The organism is Cobetia sp. PDI-23MA (genome assembly GCF_059507735.1).
Genome location: NZ_CM183352.1, coordinates 917,090 through 934,926, shown reverse-complemented (window position 1 = coordinate 934,926; position 17,837 = coordinate 917,090). Strand labels below are relative to the sequence as shown.

Sequence of the window (17,837 nt, the reverse complement as noted above, 5' to 3'; positions counted from 1 at the left end):
GCGCATGATGGATGAAAACGGGCCTGCGGCCCTTATCGCTCTGCCGTGACACTGAAAGCCCCGGCATAGCCAGCATCGGCCAGCGCCGACTTGAGCGATTCAATACGGACACTGTCTTCCAGCGGACCGACCTGAACCTTGTAGAGGTCGCCGCTACCCAGCACGCGAGTCGGTCTCCCAAGACGGGAGCTGACACTGGCACGAATGCTGTCGGCCTTGCTCAGATCACTGACCGCCGCGACCTGCAGGAAGGTAGCTTCCCCGCTCGCCACTGAGGGCGTGCTGCTCGGCGCAGCAGAGGCTACCACGGGCTTGGCGGCAACGCTCGCGCCGGAAGCGCTCGAGGCCACGGAACCGCCGGTTGCCTGCATCGCGTCGAGTCCGGCAATGCCCTGTTCGCGACGTACCGCCTGACTGCGCACCAGCAGACGCTCGGACTCTGCCGTGCCCTGGGTCGGGCTCGGGCCCGGCTTCCAGGTCGTGGCATCGAGGGCCTCGACACGCACGTGCCCAGTGCCGTGGTCCAGCATGTCCAGGCGCCACGCCGCGCTGTAGGACAGGTCGATCAGGCGATCTTCATGGAAGGGGCCACGGTCGTTGACCTTGACGATGACCTGCTTGCCGTTGTCCAGATTGGTGACACGCGCATAGGTCGGCAATGGCAGCGACTTGTGAGCCGCCGTCATGGTGTACATGTCATAGATCTCGCCACTGGCGGTGGCGTAGCCATGAAACTTCTTGCCATACCAGGAAGCAGTGCCCTCGGCCACGTAACCGCGCGGATCATCCATTACGCGATAGGTCTTGCCCCATACCTCATACTCGCTGCGATTGCCGCTGCGGGTATAGGGTTCGACACGTGGTACCTCATCGGGCACCGCCGAGACATCCGGCGCATCATCGGGATAGGCATCGCTGTCCAACTCGTAGCGGCTGTTCTTGCCCGCCTTCTTGCCGGTGCTCGCCGAGGCACCATCACTGACCTGGGTGCCGCCCCCACTGCTGGCACAGCCAGCCAGCAGGGCAAGCGCGAGGGTCAGCGGTAGCGCGCGTGACCAGTTCAACCCGCACCTCCGTCCTCGAGACGACGCTTGATCGCACGGGAAAGCTCATCCACGGCCATCGCATACATGTGACTGTGGTTGTAGCGCGTGATGACGTAGAAATTGTCGTAGCCGACGGCATAGCGGTAGCCCTGTTTCAGGTCCAGCGCCAACGGAATCACCTGGGTATTGCCGGCCACGTCGTCTGCCACCTGGACACCGGCCGCCTCAAGCGCGGAAACGCTCATGTACGGCTTTTTCGTCTTGTTGAAGGTGACGGACGACGGCGGCGTCCCGGGACCATCTGCGGCGCTGACCACCGGCGCACCGGCCTTCCAGCCATGACGCGCGAAGTAGTTGCCGACGCTGCCGATGGCATCGACCGGGTTGTGCCACAGATCACGCACGCCATCGCCATCGAAATCGACCGCATAGGCCTGATAGCTGGTCGGGATGAACTGCGGATAGCCCATCGCGCCGGCGTAGGAGCCCTTGATGGAGAGCGGGTCGATGCCCTGCTCTATCGTCAGCTGCAGGAAGGCTGCCAGCTCACCACGGAAGAACTTGCCGCGACGCGGGTGATCGAAGGCCAGCGTGGACAGTGAATCGATCACGCGGTGAGTCCCGGTGTGCTTGCCGAAGAAGGTCTCGACACCGATGATGGCGGCGATGACTTCCGGCGGCACGCCATACTCGGCCTGGGCGCGATCGAAGGTCTCACGATGCTCGGCGATGAATTTCACCCCAGCCTCGATGCGTGATTGCTTCATGAAGATGGCGCGGTACTGGTCCCAGCGCAGATGACCTTCCGCCGGACGCGACATGGCATCCAGCACTTTCTGGCTGTAATCGGCCTGATTCATCAGCTCGGTCACGCGATCGCGATCCAACCCCTTGGCCACCAGCTCGTCGACCAGCCTGGCCGTTTCCGGGTGAGTCGCCGGGGCGAAGCCATCAGGCGCCGCCTTGGCCACGCCTGACATTCCCAGCAGCGGTGCCACCATTACCAGGGCTGCGCCCCAGTGCTTGAGACGTCGCCCACACGCATTGATCACCGTCATCGACTCTCTCCTTGCCTGTCTGCGAGCTTGGGCTCGCGAATGTCCTTGCCACTCGGCAACTGGCCGCCACGTCATCGCGACAATAGGCGCCGGTGGGTATGAATGCTCATGAGAATACCGAAGCCTGCCAGCAAGGTCACGCTGGAGGTCCCACCATAACTGACCAGCGGCAACGGGACGCCAACGACCGGCAAGATACCCGATACCATGCCGATGTTGACGAAGACGTAGACGAAGAACGTCAGGATGATCGCGCCCCCCGTCAGCCGTGCAAAACTGTCCTGGCCATTGTTGGACATCACCAGCCCGCGCAGCACGATCAACACGTAGAGCCCCAGGAAGAAGCTCATGCCGATCAGGCCGAATTCCTCCCCGATGACCGCGACGATGAAGTCGGTATGGCGTTCCGGCAGAAACTCGAGCTGGGACTGGGTCCCCAGGGTATAGCCCTTGCCGAAGATGCCGCCCGAGCCGATGGCCGTCTTGGACTGGATGATGTTCCAGCCCGCGCCTAGCGGGTCAGACTCCGGGTTGAGGAATGTCAGCACACGGCGGCGTTGATAGTCGTGCATCACCATCCACAGAAGCGGCAATGCCGAGGCGATCAAGGCACCGAAGAAGGCGATCAGCTTCCAGGAAAGCCCTGCCAGCAGGATCACGAACACGCCCGCCGCAGCGACCAGCAACGAGGTGCCGAGGTCCGGCTGGCGCGCGATCAGCAGCACCGGCGCGACGATGATCACGGCGCAGATGACCAGATCTCGCCAGCGAGGGGGCAACGGGCGCTGCCCGAGCCAGCAGGCGACCATCATCGGCATCGCCAGCTTCATCAGCTCAGAGGGCTGAAAGCGCACCACCCCGGGGATGACCAGCCAGCGCTGGGCGCCCATGCCGACATCCCCCAGCACCTCCACTGCCACCAGCATCAGGAAGCCAGCGCCATAGGCGACCGGCGCCCAACGGTAAAGCGTCGCGGGTGACAACTGGGCGAGCCCGATCATGATCACCAGCGCCAGCGCCTGGCGTGAGGCCTGGCGCAGCGTGAAATCGATATCCTGACCGCTGGCGCTATAGAGCACGATCAGCCCGCAGCCGAGCACGGCCAACAACAGCAGCAGCAGCCAGGGGTCGAGGTGGATACGCTCCCATAGACTGGTGCGGCGGCGATGACTGAGATCCCCACCTACACCACGCATCGAGCGCTGATAATCAGTCGGCATCGTTCTCTCCTTGCTCACTCTCGCCCGCCGGTGCCTCCGGCGGTGCCAGAGCGGCAGCCAGCGTGAGCGCCGCCTCACGCGCTTCGGGGTCAATGCGCGGCAACAGCCAGTAATCGGTGACGGCGCGTGCCATCGGGCCCGCCACGGAGCTGCCGCCCTGGCCGTTCTCGATTACCACGGAGACGGCTATCTCCGGGTGCTCGACCGGCGCAAAGGCGGCGAACAGGGCGTGGTCACGCAGACGCTCCGCAAGCTCCTCGCCGTTGTATTTCTGGTCCTGTCCGAGGGTGAAGACCTGCGCGGTACCGGACTTGCCGGCCATGCGGTACTTGAGGCCAGGCCCGACATACTTGCGCGCCGTCCCTTCTCGCCCGCTGACCACGTCCTCGAGCGCGGCGATGACATCGTCCCACCACGCCGGATTGTCCAGCACCACATCCGGTTTTTCCTCGCTTCTGGGCAGCAATACCGTCTCGTCGCCGATGCGCTTGGCTAGGTGAGGCGTCACGTGCCTGCCGCGATTGGCCAGCACGGCCTCCGCCGAGGCGAGCTGCAACGGTGTGGCAAGCCAGTAGCCCTGACCGATACCGATGGAGATGGTCTCGCCGGGGTACCAGGGCTTGTCGTAGCGATTGCGCTTCCATTCCTTGGACGGCATCAGACCGGGCAGCGCGCCCTGCACGTCCAGCGCCGTCTGCTCACCGAAACCGAACTTGTGCATGTACTCGCTGATGCGGTCGATCCCCAGGCGATAGGCAACGTTGTAGAAGAAGGTGTCATTGGAGACCGCGATGCCACGCCGCATGTTGACGCGCCCATGCCCCCAGCGCAGCCAGTTGCGGTACTTGTGGCTGTCATTGGGCAGCTGGAAATAGCCGGGATCGTAGAAGGAAGTGCTGGTGGTGATGACACCGTTCTCCAGCCCCGCCAGCGACATGAAGGGCTTCACGGTCGAGGCCGGCGGGTACTGGCCGCGAATGGCACGGTTGAACAGCGGCAGGTCGATATCATTCTGCAGCGCGCGATAACTCTTGACACTGATGCCGGTGACGAACTCATTGGAGTTGAAGCCCGGCACGGAGGCCATCGCCAGGATGTCACCCGTCTCGGGCTCGATGGCCACGATGGCACCACGCCGCCCCTTGAGCAGCCGATAGGCGAGATCCTGCAGGCCGCGGTCGATGGTCAGCGTCAGGTCCTTGCCCGGCACCGGGTCGATCCGCGACAGCTCACGCAGCACGCGACCCCGCGCATTGGTTTCCACCTTGCGCAGGCCGGCCTGGCCGTGCAGCTCCTCTTCATAGAAGCGCTCGATGCCGGTCTTGCCGATGAAGTGGGTGCCCGAATAGTTGCCCTTGTCGAGGGTCTTGAGCTCGGCCTGATTGATGCGCCCCACATAGCCCAGGGTGTGCGAGAGCGGCTTGGCATCCGGGTAATAGCGCAGCAGCTGCGCCTCGACCTCGACGCCGGGCAGGCGATAGCGATTGACGGCCAGACGCGCAATCTGCTCCTGGCTCAATTCACTCATCAACAGGGCGGGCTGATAGGGGCGTTGACGCTGACGCGAGCGCTCCTTGAAGTCTTCGACTTCATCGGGCGGCAGATCGAGAATCTCGACCAGGCGTTCCAGCGTCGTCTCGAGATCACCGGCGCGTTCGCGCACGATGGTGAGATTGTAGTTGGGACGATTCTCGGCGAGCAGCTGACCGTTGCGGTCATATATCAGGCCGCGAGTAGGCGGCAAGGGCTCGACACGCACACGGTTCTTGTCCGAGCGCGTGGTGTAGATGTCGTGTTCCACGACCTGCAGAAAGAGCAGTCGCGCCAGCAGACATCCGGCCAGCACCAGCACGAGGCCGGCAGCCACGATGCTGCGAAGGCGAAAGATCCGCACTTCCTGTTGAGGATTCTTTATCGTCGCCCGGCGTTGGCGCATGGCGGGTCTCGCAACCAGTGTCGTGTCGCAAGCGGCAGGCGCTTACCGGTGATAGGGGTGCCCGACCAGCAATGTCCAGGCGCGGTAAAGCTGTTCCGCCAGCACGATGCGCACCAGGGGGTGCGGCAGCGTCAGTGCCGAGAGCGACCAGCGCTGATCGGCACGTGCCAGCAGGCGTGGGTCGAGCCCATCCGGGCCACCGATGAGGATGGCCACGTCTCGCCCTCCCTGCCGCCAATCATCGGCATGCTGGGCAAGCTGCTCGGTACTCCAAGCCTTACCTAGGACATCAAGGGCGACAACATGTTCATTTCCCTTGAGTTTTTCAAGCATCCGGTCGCCTTCACTGGCCATGGCACGGGCGATGTCCGCATTCTTGCCGCGATTGCCGGGCGCCAGTTCGATGAACTCAAGCGAAAAATCCCGCGGCATGCGCTTGAGATATTCCCGGCTACCCTTCTCCACCCAGTCCGGCATCTTCTGCCCGACCGCCAAAACTCGGATCTTCATATCCTGTCCCGTGCTGTGCCAGAACGACGGGCAAGCCCGCAGTCCTTCCATCGGATACTCCCTGCCCGCGACATCGCGACCGGCAAGGTCGCAACGCGCACCTGGCATGCCCCGACGAGCAACCCGTCGGGTCAGGCTGGCAGGATCAATGGCTCTGCTCGTACTCTTCACGCGTCTCGCGGGGCAGATCGCTCCACAGGCGCTCGAGGTCGTACAGGGCACGGGTTTCGGCCAGCATGACGTGGACGACGACATCGCCCAGATCCAGCAGCACCCAGTCGGAGCCGTTTTCGCCTTCACAGCCCAGCGGCTTGACGCCGGCTTCTTTCACGGTGACCTGCACGTTGTTGGCCAGCGCGGAGATATGGCGGCTGGACGTACCGGTCGCGATCACCATCACATCGGTGACGCTGGTCAGCTTGGAGACATTGATCTCGCTGATTTCCTGGGCCTTGAGTTCTTCAAGGGCGTCGACAACCAGGTTTTTAAGAGCTTCGGTCTGCATGATTCCTCGGGAGTTTGTTCGGCAGGGGGCGCATTCTACCCGTTGGCGATGCGCGCGCCTATGGGCATCGTCATTTACTCGCCAAAGGAGCGCCACGCACGGCGATGAGGGATCGCGGCAGTGACGCCCCTCTCATGGTGCCACGCTCGCACGCGACAGGACGTTCAGAGCCACAACGCTCGGCTCGATAGTGGGCTCGGGCTCAGGTCGATGACGGACAGTAGAGGCCATGCGCCTCGATATGACGGATCACCGCTTCCGGCAGCAGGTAGCGCACGCTGTCGCCCAGCGCGAGACGCTCACGCACGAAGGTGGCGCTGATGGCCATGCGTGTCGGCAGCGACAGGCGCAACAGGTGGCCACCCGGGCGCGCCATCAAGGCCGCCACCGAGTCGACCTCGCGCCCCTGGATCAACGCTTCGAGCGCCCGGGGCAGCGGTGCATCATGGTCCGGTCGCTCGATCACCACCACATGGGCGTCATCGAACAGACGATCGGCGGCATGCCACTCCCCGAGCTTGAGGAAGGCGTCATGGCCGATGGCCATCACCAGCCGCGCCTGCGGGCCGTATTCGGCGCGCAGACTGGCCAAGGTGTCGGCACTGTAGGAAGGCCCATCGCGCAGCAGCTCACGCCCATCGGCCTTGAGGCCCGGCTCTGCCTCTATCGCGGCTTCCAGCATCGCCAGCCGCTGGTCACTGCTGACGCCGGGCGCGGCGCGATGCGGCGGCTGATGCGAAGGCACCAGCAGCACATGATCCAGCCCCAGCGCTTCGCGCAGCTCGATGGCACTGCGCAGATGGCCGTGATGGATGGGATCGAAGGTACCACCGAGCATGGCGACACGCGGTACCGGGCCGAGGCAGCCCTCGAAACTCGGCTCCGCTGCCGTGTCAGTCCTTGAGCGCGAATCATGTGCCGACTCGGCGCCGTGATGCACGGCCTCACGCTCCTGCGCGAGACCATCGGCATTCAAGGGGCACTGGGTGTCCTCCAGCGCCTCGGGCGACAGGGCCTTCTCGTTCGTCAAGGTCTGCGCGGGCGCGGCCTGATCCTCGGCGGGTGAGACCTGATCCTTCACTGGCGAATCTGCCCATCACCGAACACGATGTACTTGCGGGTCGTCAGGCCCTCAAGCCCGACCGGGCCACGCGCATGCAGCTTGTCGGTGGAGATGCCGATCTCGGCACCCAGGCCATATTCGAAGCCATCGGCGAAGCGGGTGGAGGCGTTGACCATCACCGAGCTGGAATCGACCTCCGCCATGAAGCGACGCGCCAGCGCATAGTTCTCGGTGATGATGGCCTCGGTGTGCCCGGAGCTGTGACGCTCGATATGCGACATCGCCTCATCGACGCCATCCACGACGCGAATCGCCAGAATCGGCGCCAGGTATTCGGTATCCCAGTCTTCCGCGCTGGCAGCCACGGCCTGCGGCAGCACTTCGCAGGTACGCTCGCAACCGCGAATCTCGACCTCATGTGCCGCCAGACGCTCGGCGATACGCGGCAGGACCTCGGCAGCAACCGGCGCATCGACCAGCAGGGTCTCCATGGTGTTGCAGGTGCCGTAGCGATGGGTCTTGGCGTTCTCGGCGATCCGGACCGCCATCGCCAGGTCAGCCGTGGCATCGATATAGACGTGGCAGATGCCATCGAGGTGCTTGATGACCGGCACGCGCGCATCACGCGAGATACGCGAGATGAGGCTCTTGCCACCACGCGGGATGATCACATCGACGAATTCCGGCATCGCGATCAGCTCACCGACCGCGGCACGGTCGGTGGTGGCGACGACCTGCACCGCCGTGGCCGGCAGCTCGGAGAGCACCAACGCCTCGCTGATGATCTCGCTCAACGCACGGTTGCTGGACGCGGCCTCGGAGCCACCGCGCAGAATGCAGGCATTGCCGGACTTCAGGCACAGACTGGCCGCCTCGATGGTTACATTGGGGCGTGACTCGAAGATGATGCCGATCACGCCCAGCGGCACGCGCATGTGGCCGACCTGAATGCCGCTCGGACGCGAGCGCAGACCATCGACCTCGCCGACCGGGTCCGGCAGCGCCGCGACCTGCTCGAGCCCTTCGATCATGGCGTCGATACGCGCCGGTGTCAGCGCGAGACGATCGACCATCGCCTCCGAGAGCCCATTGGCGCGTGCACGCGTCAGGTCCTCGGCGTTGGCCTCTGCCAGTGCCTCGCGACGCTCATCAATCAGACGCGCCATGGTCTGCAGAGCACGATTCTTGATGCCGCTGTCGACGCGACGCATCACGACGCTTGCCGCGCGCGCTGCGTGCCCCAGACGATTCATGTACGCCACGACGTCCGTGGTGTCGTGCTTGCCCTGCTCACTCATGTGCCTAATCTCGCTGGTTGTCAGTGTCCACGCACTCATTTCATCATCGCCCGGGCCCCGCGAGGGCATTCCCCAGAGAAGCCCTGACGTGAAGACCTGATGTGAAGGTCTTATGTGAAGACCCGAGAGGCGTAGACACTTTTGTCACTCGCCGTTTGGGGTATGCTGCCATTATTGCAGACGACGTTGCATGATCGGAGCACCGTCGCATCCTGCAAGCGTGCAGGCAATACCCACGTCACAGACCGTTCGGCCAGGGAATTCGGCCGATTTCGCGCCATCCACGGCAAAGGTGCCAATATAAGTCACCATGGAGATCAAGTTCAAAGTCCGTCTCAGTCAGTTCGTCTGTCTGCTCGGCTCTGTATTGCTGCTGCTGGAAGCGGCACGACAGATCAGTATCGGCCTGACGCTCACTGCCCTGTTGCTGGCGGTGGGCGGCACGATGTTGCTGGTGGTCTCTCTCGCCCACGAGCTGTTCACCCTGCGCTGGTTCCGTACGCTGGTGATGCTCAGCGTCGCGCTGATCATGAGTGCACTGGTGCTGCTGGCCCCGCAACAGCACCTGATGTGGCTGTGGGGCTTTGCCGTCCTGCTGCTTTATCCGCGCCCACGCTGGCTGGCACCGGCCTGCGCACTGATCGGGCTGGTCACCACCTGGCTGGCGCTCAGCCAGCTGGGCAGTGACTGGCTGAGCCTGGGCATCGGTATCACCGCGACCCTGATGGCGCTCGGTGCCATCGGTGGGCGACGCCAGCAGCAGGTCTGGATGCAGCTGGAGCGTCGTGGTCGGCGTGATTCCAGCCGCGCGATCTGGTCACAGTACCAGCTGATGCGAGACCTGCCGCGGGAAATTGCCCGTGCCGATCGCGAGGACATCCATATCGAATTGATCCTGCTCGCACCGGTCAAGACCGGCCGCCTGGCCAACCGTCGCCTGATGAATACCCTCGACAGCGCCGCATTGCCGCATGAAACCCGCTACCAGCTCGATGACGGGGCACTGGCCGTCTTGCTGGTCACCCGCGGCGAGCGCATGGCCAGCCTGCGTCGTCGCCAGTTGATCGAGCATCTCGCGATGCCGGTCCGCGCCCGTGTGCAGCCTCTCAACGACAGTGATCCCGGCGCGCTGGACCTCAAGCGCCTCAGTGCCCACTTGAGCGATGAACCTCATCCGATCACCTTGCTGCCGCCACTGCCTCGCAAGCCTGCCGATGCTGATGCTTTTTCAGACGAAGCCCGGTCAGACGACGGACGAGACACCCTGAAACAGGCCAGCGCGGCAGACAAGGTCGCCGTGGCACCATCGCGGGGGAATGATCACTGATGTCTCCTCTGCACAGTCTGGCGCACAGCGAGCGTCGGGAACTCGCCAATCGCAAGACACTGATCATGCTGCTGGCCGCCGCGGTGATCGCCACCTACGCCCTGTGGCGCTACCTGGTGGGCGATTTCGAGCATATCCTGACGCCGGTGCTGGCCACCCTGCTGATGGCGATTGCCGCCGGCCTCAATCACCTCGATGATGAGCAGCCGCTGCCTTCCTACCTGACGCTGATCGCCAGCTATCTGATGCTGGCACTCGAAGCGCCGGGCACCTATCCGGGCATGTCGCTGTGGCTGGGGCTGCCCAGCGTGCTGACGCTGCTGCTGCTGCCCCTGGCACCGGCGATGCTGCTCAATCTGGTGCTGGCACCGCTGTGGCTATGGCTATTGGGTCAGCAGGAAGACAACTTCGGCGAGATACTGCGCTACCTGTGTCTGCTGCTGGTGGCCAGCCAGCCGTTCGTCATCAACAGCCTGCAGGCGGGGATCATGAGCCTGACCGCCAGCGAGGAAACCGAGTGCAATGCCTTCAATGCCCGCACCGGCCAGCAGCGACTGATCAGTGAGGCGGCACGTGCGCGGGCGTTGGACCAACCGTTCAGCATTCTGGTCGTCTATCTGCCGCAACTGGACATGCTTGGCGAGCAGTTCGGCGAAGACAGGCGCGTCGAATGCCTGGCGATGGCCTGCAACGTGATGCAGGAGGTCTCGCGCCAGGGCGACCTGCTGTGCCGCAGCGACAAGTCCTCCTTCTGGCTGATGCTGCCCAATACCGGCGAGGCGGGAGCACTGATCATGCGCGAGCGCCTGACCGCGGCGCTGGCAGCGGCCACGCAGCCGGAAACCGGCTCCATCATTGCCCGCGCGCGCCTGGTGACGTACAAGGCCGATGACACCACCCAGAAACTCGAGCAACGCCTGCTGGCCAGCCAGCTTGCCCTGATGGATCTCAATGAATGAGCGACACCCTTGCGTCACTGCTGCATTGGCTGAACCCCAGTGTGATGATCGATATCCTGATGACCACGCTGAGCGATCACCCGGCAGCCCTTGTCGCCGTCATCGGCCTGGTCTCACTGCTTGAATCGCTCGCCATCATCGGCCTGCTGGTGCCGGGCGTGGTCATTCTCACCGCCGGCGCCTCACTGGCCGGCCACCTCGAACTATCGCTGCCGGTATTGCTGGCTGTCGGTGCGCTGGGCGCCATCATCGGCGATGGCGTGAGCTTCTGGCTGGGCATCCGCTATCGCGATCAACTGCCCGGCCGCTGGCCCTTCTCGCGACATCCCGAGTGGATCGAGCATGGTCAGCAGTTCTTTCATCGCCACGGCAGCTGGTCGATCGCCTTCGGGCGCTTCGTCGGCCCGGTACGCCCGATCATCCCGCTGGTCGCCGGCATGCTCGACATGCCGCCGGCGCGCTTCTTCTTGGTCAATGGCCTCTCGGCGCTGGCCTGGGCACCGGCCTACCTGCTGCCGGGCTATCTGCTGGGCCAGACCTGGCAGTCACTGTTCACCCTGCCGGAAGGGGCCGACGGCCTGCTGGTCGGACTGGCCAGCGGCCTGATCGCCTGTGCCTTCGCCTTCTCCTTCCTGCGCCGCCAGCTGGGCCGTGAGGGCCGCCTCTATCATTGGCTGGCGCGTCGCATGCGTCGCAGCCCCTCCGGGCGGCGTCTGTGGTGGCAGCTGCGCCATCCCGACCCCGAGGGCGAATTCCCGCTCGCCTCGATGGCACTGCTGATCTTCGCGGTGATCAGCGTGCCCGCCATGAGTCTGGCGGTGCTGGCCCATCCCGAGCCGTGGTGGATCGACCGCGTGGCCGCCTCGCTGGCCGCTAGCCTCTCCTCACTGTTGCCCCAGGACTGGCTGCGCGAGGCAAGCCTCGGGCTGTCTCGCCTCGCCGATGGTACCGGCCTGGCGGCGCTCGTGGCTCCGTGGCTGGTATGGCTGCTGCTCAAGGGTCGCCACGCGGTATGGTTGCATCTGACGGCGGCCTGGCTGGGCATCGCCAGCGCCAATACCGTGCTCAAGCACCTGATTCAGCGCCCGCGTCCGGACACCCCCGCCTTCCTGGAAGGGTCGATGTCATTCCCAAGCGCCCACGCCGCCGGCAGCGTAGCGGTGTTCGGACTGGCCGCCGCCTTCATCGCCGAGCGCCAGCCCTCCTCGCGACGCCGTTGGATCTACTGGGCAGCCATCGCCGCCTGTACGCTGATCGGCCTGTCGCGCATCACGCTTGGCGTCCATTACCTCAGCGATGTGCTGGGCGGCGCCTGCCTGGGTCTGCTGGTCTGTGCGCTGGTGCGCATCAGCTACCCCGCCTTCGTGCGCCAGCCCTCGCCCCCCCTAGACTCGCCGGCCCCGCTGCTGTGGTTGAGTATGGCGAGCCTGTTGCTGTTGGCGGCACGCTTCGTCTGGCTGCCGCTCTAGGCTGTCGCGATCAGACTGCTGCCGCTCAGGCCGTCGCGATAACGTTGCCGTGATAACGCGGTAAACCGATGAGCCGCCCGCGATGGCGGCTTTATCACTCCCCCCCTGATGACGAGGAACCACATGCCCGGCCCTGCTGCCCCTCCCGCCAACCAGCCCCAGGCACTGATGTCGATTCATCTCGGCATCGCGCTGCTCGGCGGTACGGCGCTGTTCTCGAAAGGCGTGCCTCTCTCGGCGCTCGACATCACTACCTGGCGCAGCCTGCTGGCGGGGCTGTTCCTGCTGTGGCTGGCGCGCCTGAAGTGGCATGTCTCGCTGCGCCTGAGCGGGCGCGACTGGGCCTTGCTGGGCATCGCCGCCGCGCTGATGGCCGCACACTGGGTGAGCTACTTTCACTCGATGCAGGTGTCTTCCGTGGCCACCGGCATGCTGGCGCTGTTCACCTATCCCATCTTCATCGTGCTGCTGGAGCCCTGGGTGGAAGGCACGCGCCTGAAAGCGAAGGACCTGGCGGCAGCGGGGCTGGTCTGCGTAGGCGTCTGGCTGCTCGTCCCCGGCGGCGACAGCAGCGCGCAGGGTGACAGTTTGGCGGGAGTGCTATGGGGCGTGTTCTCGGGCCTGTTGTTCGCGGCGCGCAATCTGCTGGTGCGCTACCGTCTCAGCCACCTCAATCCGGCGCTGTCGATGAGCCTGCAGGCGATGGGCGTCGTGGTGCTGACGCTGCCATTCGTCTCCGGTGAGATCATGGATGCCAGCCCCTCGACGGGGATCGCCATGCTGGTGCTGGCCATAGTCTTCACGGCTGCGCCGCATGCGCTGATGACCTTCGCCCTCGGTGGCCTCAAGGCCAAGACCGTCGGCATGATCGGCTGCCTGCAACCCGTCTACGGCGTGCTGCTGGCGTGGTTGATTCTCGGTGAGGTGCCCACCTGGCTGACACTGGTCGGCGGCAGCTTCATCGTGGCGGCGGCAGCACTTGAGACCCTGCGCCGCAGCTGAATCAGCGCCACCCCTGAACACACCAATAAGGCCCGCCAATGGCGGGCCTTATTGGTGTGTTCACAAGATGAAATTCTTCGCTCGGTCAAGCCGACATCAACCGGTTGCGAGCCAGATTCCCACGCCGATCATCAGCGTGCCCGCCACGCGGTTCATCAGGCGCACACGCGAGCCACGCCCCAGCCAACGCGCCAGGCTGCTGCCACCGCCGGCATAGAGCAGCAGGCAGGTGAATTCCAGCGTCAGGATGATGCCGACCAGCGCGATCAGCTGCGGCGCCAGCGGCAGGCTGGCATCCAGAAACGGCGGCAACAGCGCAATGAAGAACGCCCATCCCTTGGGGTTGGCGATCGCGGTAACGAAGCCCTGTGCCGCCAGCGCGCGGCGCGAGGCGCGCGGTGCCTCCGCATCCTCCCCTGCTACCCCCAGGGCCAGGCGACCACGTGAGCGCCACATCTGGATCCCCAGCCAGGCCAGGTAAGCACCACCCGCCAGCTTGAAGGCCGAGAACACCATCGGATAGCGCAGCATGATGGTCGCGACGCCGATCACCGCCGACACCGCCACCAGCCCGACGCCCAGCAGTTCGCCCACCATCATCCACAGCGTGCGCTTGACGCCCTGGGTCATGCCCAGAGTCATCGCCAGCGTCATGCACATGCCCGGCGTCAGCGAGACCAGAAAGAACGTCGGTACGAACACCGACAACAATGACCAATTCAGCATTCCCTGCTCTCCTTGCACAGTCTGATGCAGTGCCAGAGGGGTGCCTCTGACAAGCTCTCACCCGAACGGATCGACTGACGGCCCTTCAATCGCCGCTGACATGCCCCTCGCCCCAGCGCGGCATCAGCGCATGCGTGATGCCCAGCTGGTTGAGAATGCGCGCGACGATGAAATCGATCATGTCATCGAGGGACTGCGGGCGATGATAGAAGCCGGGTGCGGCGGGCAGGATGACGGCGCCCATGCGCGTCAGACTCAGCATGTGTTCGAGATGGATGGCCGAGAACGGCGTCTCGCGCGGTACCAGAATCAGCGTGCGGCGTTCCTTGAGGGCCACGTCGGCCGCGCGTTCGATCAGGTTGTTGCTGGCCCCGGTCGCGATCGCGGACAGTGAGCCCGTGGAACACGGGCACACCACCATGGCGCTCGGCGCGCCGGAGCCGGAGGCCACCGGGGCCATCCAGTCCTCGCGCCCGAAGCAGCGAATCTGGCCGGACCTGGCGGCGTAGCGCTGCGTGAGCACCTCGGTGAGACGCGCCGGGCGCGCCGGCAGCTCCTCGTCCGTCTCGGTGACGATCACCATGTGCGCCGCCTTGGAGACCATCACCATCACTTCATGACCGGCCGCGACCAGGCACTCGATCAGACGCAGACCGTACTGGGCGCCGGAGGCCCCGGTCAGCGCGACGGTGACCGCCGACTTGAACTCGCCCTCCGGGGCTGTCGCTTGCGTTTTCATGCTTCACCTTCACGTGCTGCCAGCGCCGCCAGAAGGCGCTCGTGGATACCGCCGAAGCCGCCATTGGACATCACCACCACCCAGTCGCCGGCGCGGGATTGATGGGCGATCTTCGCGATCAGGGCGTCGAGGTCCTGCTCGACCTCCGCTTCCACACCGAGCGCACGGCACTCGCTGACCGTTTCCTCCAATGACCAGCCGAGGCTGGGGCCCGCGAACCAGCTGACGCGATCCGCCGCCGTCACCGAGGCCGGCAGACGCGCCTTCATCGTGCCAAGTTTCATGGTATTGGAGCGCGGCTCGATCACCGCCCACAGACGGCCACCCTGCCCCTCGGCCGCCACGCCCGGCGCCAGCCCCTCGAGCGTGGTGGCGATGGCGGTCGGGTGGTGTGCGAAATCATCGATGACCTTGACGCCGGCCACCTCACCGCGCAGCTCCTGGCGACGCCTGGGCGGCGCGAAGCGCGACAGCGCCTCCAGCGCCACCGCGAGGCTCACGCCGCATTCGACGGCTGCGGCCACCGCGGCGCAGGCATTGGCCACGTTGTGACGTCCGCGCATCGCCCACTGGCACTCGACGAAGCGATCCGCCTCACCTGAATCCTCACCCGGTGCTGCCAGCGCGAAGTGGCTGCCGTCGGCACTGATCAGGCGGTAGCGCCAGTCGCCACCGGCGTTCTCGATGCCACTTTCATCACCGAAGCGTGTGACCGGCGTCCAGCAGCCCTGCTCCAGCACGCGCTCCAGCGCCTCGGCACCGGCGACGGCGTCCGCCGCGACCACCAGCTTGCCGCCCGCCGGCACGGTACGCACGAGATGATGGAACTGACGCTCGATGGCCGCGAGGTCCGGGAAGATATCGGCATGATCGAATTCGAGATTGTTGAGCACGGCGATGCGTGGGCGGTAATGCACGAACTTGGAGCGCTTGTCGAAGAAGGCCGTATCGTACTCATCGGCTTCGACCACGAAGGGCGCGCCGGGGTCGCCGATCCGCGCGGAATCCCCCAGCTGCGGCGGCACTCCCCCGATCAGGTAGCCCGGCGAGAGGCCCGCACATTCGAGAATCCAGGCGGTCATGGTCGCGGTGGTGGTCTTGCCGTGGGTGCCGGCGATGGCGATCACCGGACGGCCGGTCAGCATCTCGTCACATAGCCATTGCGGGCCGGAGGTATAGGCCAGGCCGCGCTCGAGCAGCGCCTCGACTTCGGGGTTGCCGCGCGAGACGGCATTGCCGACCACCGTAAGATCAGGCGCGGGGACGAGATTGTCGGCCGCATAGCCTTCCATCAAAGTGATACCGGCCTCGGCCAGCTGTGTGCTCATGGGCGGATAGACGTTGGCATCGCTCCCCGTGACGCGATGACCGCGCGCGCGCGCCAGAAGCGCCAGAGAGCCCATGAAGGTACCGCAAATACCGATGACGTGAAGGTGCATCTGTTTCTCCAATCCGGAAGCCCGAGCAGCCTAGCATGCCCGTCAGGCGGCGAGTAGCACGCGACCTGTCAGGGATGGACGACACCCCCGGTGGCATTCGGGCGTCGTGCAGGGGTCATGTCTTTCGGATATGATGCGGCGGGTAAGCGCCAGCCCGTTCAAGACCATGACAAGGAAGCAGAGACGAGAAGCCCATGCCCCAGCACAATGCCTTCTACGCCCAGTCCGGTGGCGTTACCGCCGTCATCAACGCCAGTGCCTGTGGCGTCATTGAAGCCGCTCGTGAAAACGGCGACCAGATCGGCAAGCTGTATGCCGGTCACAACGGCATCATCGGTGCCCTGACCGAAGACCTGATCGACGTCAGCCAGGAAAGCGACGAGAACATCGCCGCGCTGCGCCACACGCCGGGCGGTGCCTTCGGCTCCTGCCGCTACAAGCTCAAGAGCATCGAGGACCACCGTACCCAGTACGAGCGTCTGATCGAAGTGTTCAAGGCCCACGACATCCGTTACTTCTTCTACAACGGTGGCGGCGACAGCGCCGATACCTGCCTGAAGGTCTCCCAGCTGGCCGAGACCATGGGCTACCCGATCCAGGCCATCCACGTGCCGAAGACCGTGGACAACGACCTGCCGATCACCGACAACTCGCCGGGCTTCGGCAGCGTGGCCAAGTACATCGCTACCTCCACCCGCGAGGCCGGCCTCGACATCGCCTCGATGTGCGCCACCTCCACCAAGGTGTTCATTCTTGAAGTCATGGGCCGTCACGCCGGCTGGATCGCCGCTGCCGGTGCTCTGGCCGGTGAAGATGCCACCCAGCCGCCGCACATCGTCGTCTTCCCGGAAGTCGCCTTCCACCGCAAGGAATTCATGGCGCGCGTCGATGCCTGCGTCAAGGAACACGGCTACTGCGTGGTGGTGGTCTCCGAAGGTGCGCGTTACGAAGATGGCACCTTCCTGGCCGATGCCGGCAACACCGACGCCTTCGGCCACCGTCAGCTGGGCGGCGTCGCGCCGACACTGGCCGGCATGGTCAAGCAGGACCTGGGCTACAAGTACCACTGGGCGGTGGCCGATTACCTGCAGCGCGCAGCGCGTCACATCGCCTCGAAGACCGACGTCGAGCAGGCCTACGCCACGGGTCGTGCCGCCGTCGAGATGGCCCTGGCCGGCAAGAACGCCGTGATGCCGGCGATCCGTCGCCTCGGCGATGGCGCTGACTACGCCTGGGATATCATCGAGGCGCCGCTGGAGAAGATCGCCAACCATGAGAAGTTCATGCCGCTGGAGTTCATCAGCGAAGATGGCTTCTACATCACCGACGCCTGCCGCGAATATCTGTCGCCGCTGATCCAGGGCGAGGACTTCCCGCCGTTCGTCAATGGCCTGCCGGCGGTCGCCAGGCTCACGCTGGCCAAGGTCGAGAAGAAGCTGACACCGTTCACGGTCTGATCGCCTGGCGTTGACGCGTCTGAGCGATCCGTCGCTGACAGTGAAGCGAGTGTAAAAAAGCCCCGCACAGGCGACTGTTCGGG

General features: G+C 64.9%; 16 protein-coding genes. 5 read left to right on the top strand and 11 right to left on the bottom strand.

Annotation, left to right across the window (positions count from 1 at the left end; all coding sequences use genetic code 11):
- Positions 1-32: 32 nt before the first annotated feature.
- The 8 genes from AC5WNJ_RS04025 to AC5WNJ_RS03990 form a co-directional block, all read right to left on the bottom strand.
- Entirely contained in the window at positions 33-1,064 is a 1,032-nt protein-coding gene (locus AC5WNJ_RS04025) for a septal ring lytic transglycosylase RlpA family protein (protein ID WP_253062466.1), read from the bottom strand.
- On the bottom strand, positions 1,061-2,104 hold the full coding sequence (gene mltB, locus AC5WNJ_RS04020; protein WP_176676387.1) for a lytic murein transglycosylase B: 1,044 nt from the start codon (positions 2,102-2,104) through the stop codon (positions 1,061-1,063). Before mltB ends, AC5WNJ_RS04025 begins: the two co-directional genes overlap by 4 nt.
- Before the next feature lie 71 nt (positions 2,105-2,175).
- Entirely contained in the window at positions 2,176-3,324 is a 1,149-nt protein-coding gene (gene rodA / locus AC5WNJ_RS04015; RefSeq protein WP_175088240.1) for a rod shape-determining protein RodA, read from the bottom strand.
- Positions 3,314-5,260 carry a penicillin-binding protein 2 gene (mrdA, locus tag AC5WNJ_RS04010; RefSeq protein WP_176676386.1) on the bottom strand — a complete coding sequence of 649 codons (1,947 nt, stop codon included), beginning with the start codon at positions 5,258-5,260 and terminating at the stop codon, positions 3,314-3,316. Before mrdA ends, rodA begins: the two co-directional genes overlap by 11 nt.
- Positions 5,261-5,302: 42 nt before the next feature.
- The gene (rlmH, locus tag AC5WNJ_RS04005) at positions 5,303-5,770 is read right to left on the bottom strand and encodes a 23S rRNA (pseudouridine(1915)-N(3))-methyltransferase RlmH (protein ID WP_253062462.1); all 468 of its coding nucleotides are present in this window, start codon (positions 5,768-5,770) and stop codon (positions 5,303-5,305) included.
- Positions 5,771-5,915: 145 nt separating this feature from the next.
- A complete protein-coding gene (rsfS, locus tag AC5WNJ_RS04000; protein WP_176676385.1) occupies positions 5,916-6,275 on the bottom strand; it encodes a ribosome silencing factor in 360 nt (119 codons plus the stop codon).
- A 202-nt stretch (positions 6,276-6,477) separates the two neighbouring features.
- Positions 6,478-7,113: a nicotinate-nucleotide adenylyltransferase gene (nadD, locus tag AC5WNJ_RS03995; protein WP_107336631.1), complete on the bottom strand. Its 636-nt coding sequence runs from the start codon at positions 7,111-7,113 to the stop codon at positions 6,478-6,480.
- A gap of 239 nt (positions 7,114-7,352) precedes the next feature.
- Positions 7,353-8,636 (bottom strand): glutamate-5-semialdehyde dehydrogenase, encoded by a 1,284-nt coding sequence (locus AC5WNJ_RS03990; protein ID WP_495930443.1) that lies wholly within the window; start codon positions 8,634-8,636, stop codon positions 7,353-7,355.
- A 310-nt stretch (positions 8,637-8,946) separates the two neighbouring features.
- Between AC5WNJ_RS03990 and AC5WNJ_RS03985 the strand changes: the two genes are divergently transcribed.
- The 4 genes from AC5WNJ_RS03985 (at position 8,947) to AC5WNJ_RS03970 (ending at position 13,393) form a co-directional block, all read left to right on the top strand.
- Complete coding sequence (locus AC5WNJ_RS03985; protein ID WP_253062458.1) at positions 8,947-9,963, top strand: hypothetical protein; 1,017 nt, start codon at positions 8,947-8,949, stop codon at positions 9,961-9,963.
- The gene (locus AC5WNJ_RS03980; RefSeq protein ID WP_253062456.1) at positions 9,963-10,922 is read left to right on the top strand and encodes a diguanylate cyclase domain-containing protein; all 960 of its coding nucleotides are present in this window, start codon (positions 9,963-9,965) and stop codon (positions 10,920-10,922) included. Before AC5WNJ_RS03985 ends, AC5WNJ_RS03980 begins: the two co-directional genes overlap by 1 nt.
- Positions 10,919-12,391 carry a bifunctional DedA family/phosphatase PAP2 family protein gene (locus AC5WNJ_RS03975; RefSeq protein WP_495930442.1) on the top strand — a complete coding sequence of 491 codons (1,473 nt, stop codon included), beginning with the start codon at positions 10,919-10,921 and terminating at the stop codon, positions 12,389-12,391. Before AC5WNJ_RS03980 ends, AC5WNJ_RS03975 begins: the two co-directional genes overlap by 4 nt.
- Positions 12,392-12,514: 123 nt before the next feature.
- Entirely contained in the window at positions 12,515-13,393 is an 879-nt protein-coding gene (locus AC5WNJ_RS03970; RefSeq protein WP_495930441.1) for a DMT family transporter, read from the top strand.
- Between the two features lie 96 nt (positions 13,394-13,489).
- Here the strand turns inward: AC5WNJ_RS03970 and AC5WNJ_RS03965 are convergent, their stop codons facing one another.
- The 3 genes from AC5WNJ_RS03965 to mpl all read right to left on the bottom strand — a co-directional run bounded on the left by AC5WNJ_RS03965 (position 13,490) and on the right by mpl (position 16,297).
- A complete protein-coding gene (locus tag AC5WNJ_RS03965) occupies positions 13,490-14,119 on the bottom strand; it encodes a LysE family translocator (RefSeq protein ID WP_495930440.1) in 630 nt (209 codons plus the stop codon).
- 85 nt (positions 14,120-14,204) lie between these two features.
- Positions 14,205-14,858: a flavin prenyltransferase UbiX gene (locus AC5WNJ_RS03960; protein ID WP_495930439.1), complete on the bottom strand. Its 654-nt coding sequence runs from the start codon at positions 14,856-14,858 to the stop codon at positions 14,205-14,207.
- The gene (gene mpl / locus AC5WNJ_RS03955) at positions 14,855-16,297 is read right to left on the bottom strand and encodes a UDP-N-acetylmuramate:L-alanyl-gamma-D-glutamyl-meso-diaminopimelate ligase (protein ID WP_495930438.1); all 1,443 of its coding nucleotides are present in this window, start codon (positions 16,295-16,297) and stop codon (positions 14,855-14,857) included. The genes AC5WNJ_RS03960 and mpl overlap by 4 nt, the downstream gene beginning before the upstream one ends.
- Positions 16,298-16,491: 194 nt before the next feature.
- Between mpl and AC5WNJ_RS03950 the strand changes: the two genes are divergently transcribed.
- Complete coding sequence (locus tag AC5WNJ_RS03950; protein ID WP_176676376.1) at positions 16,492-17,754, top strand: 6-phosphofructokinase; 1,263 nt, start codon at positions 16,492-16,494, stop codon at positions 17,752-17,754.
- Positions 17,755-17,837: the final 83 nt, after the last annotated feature.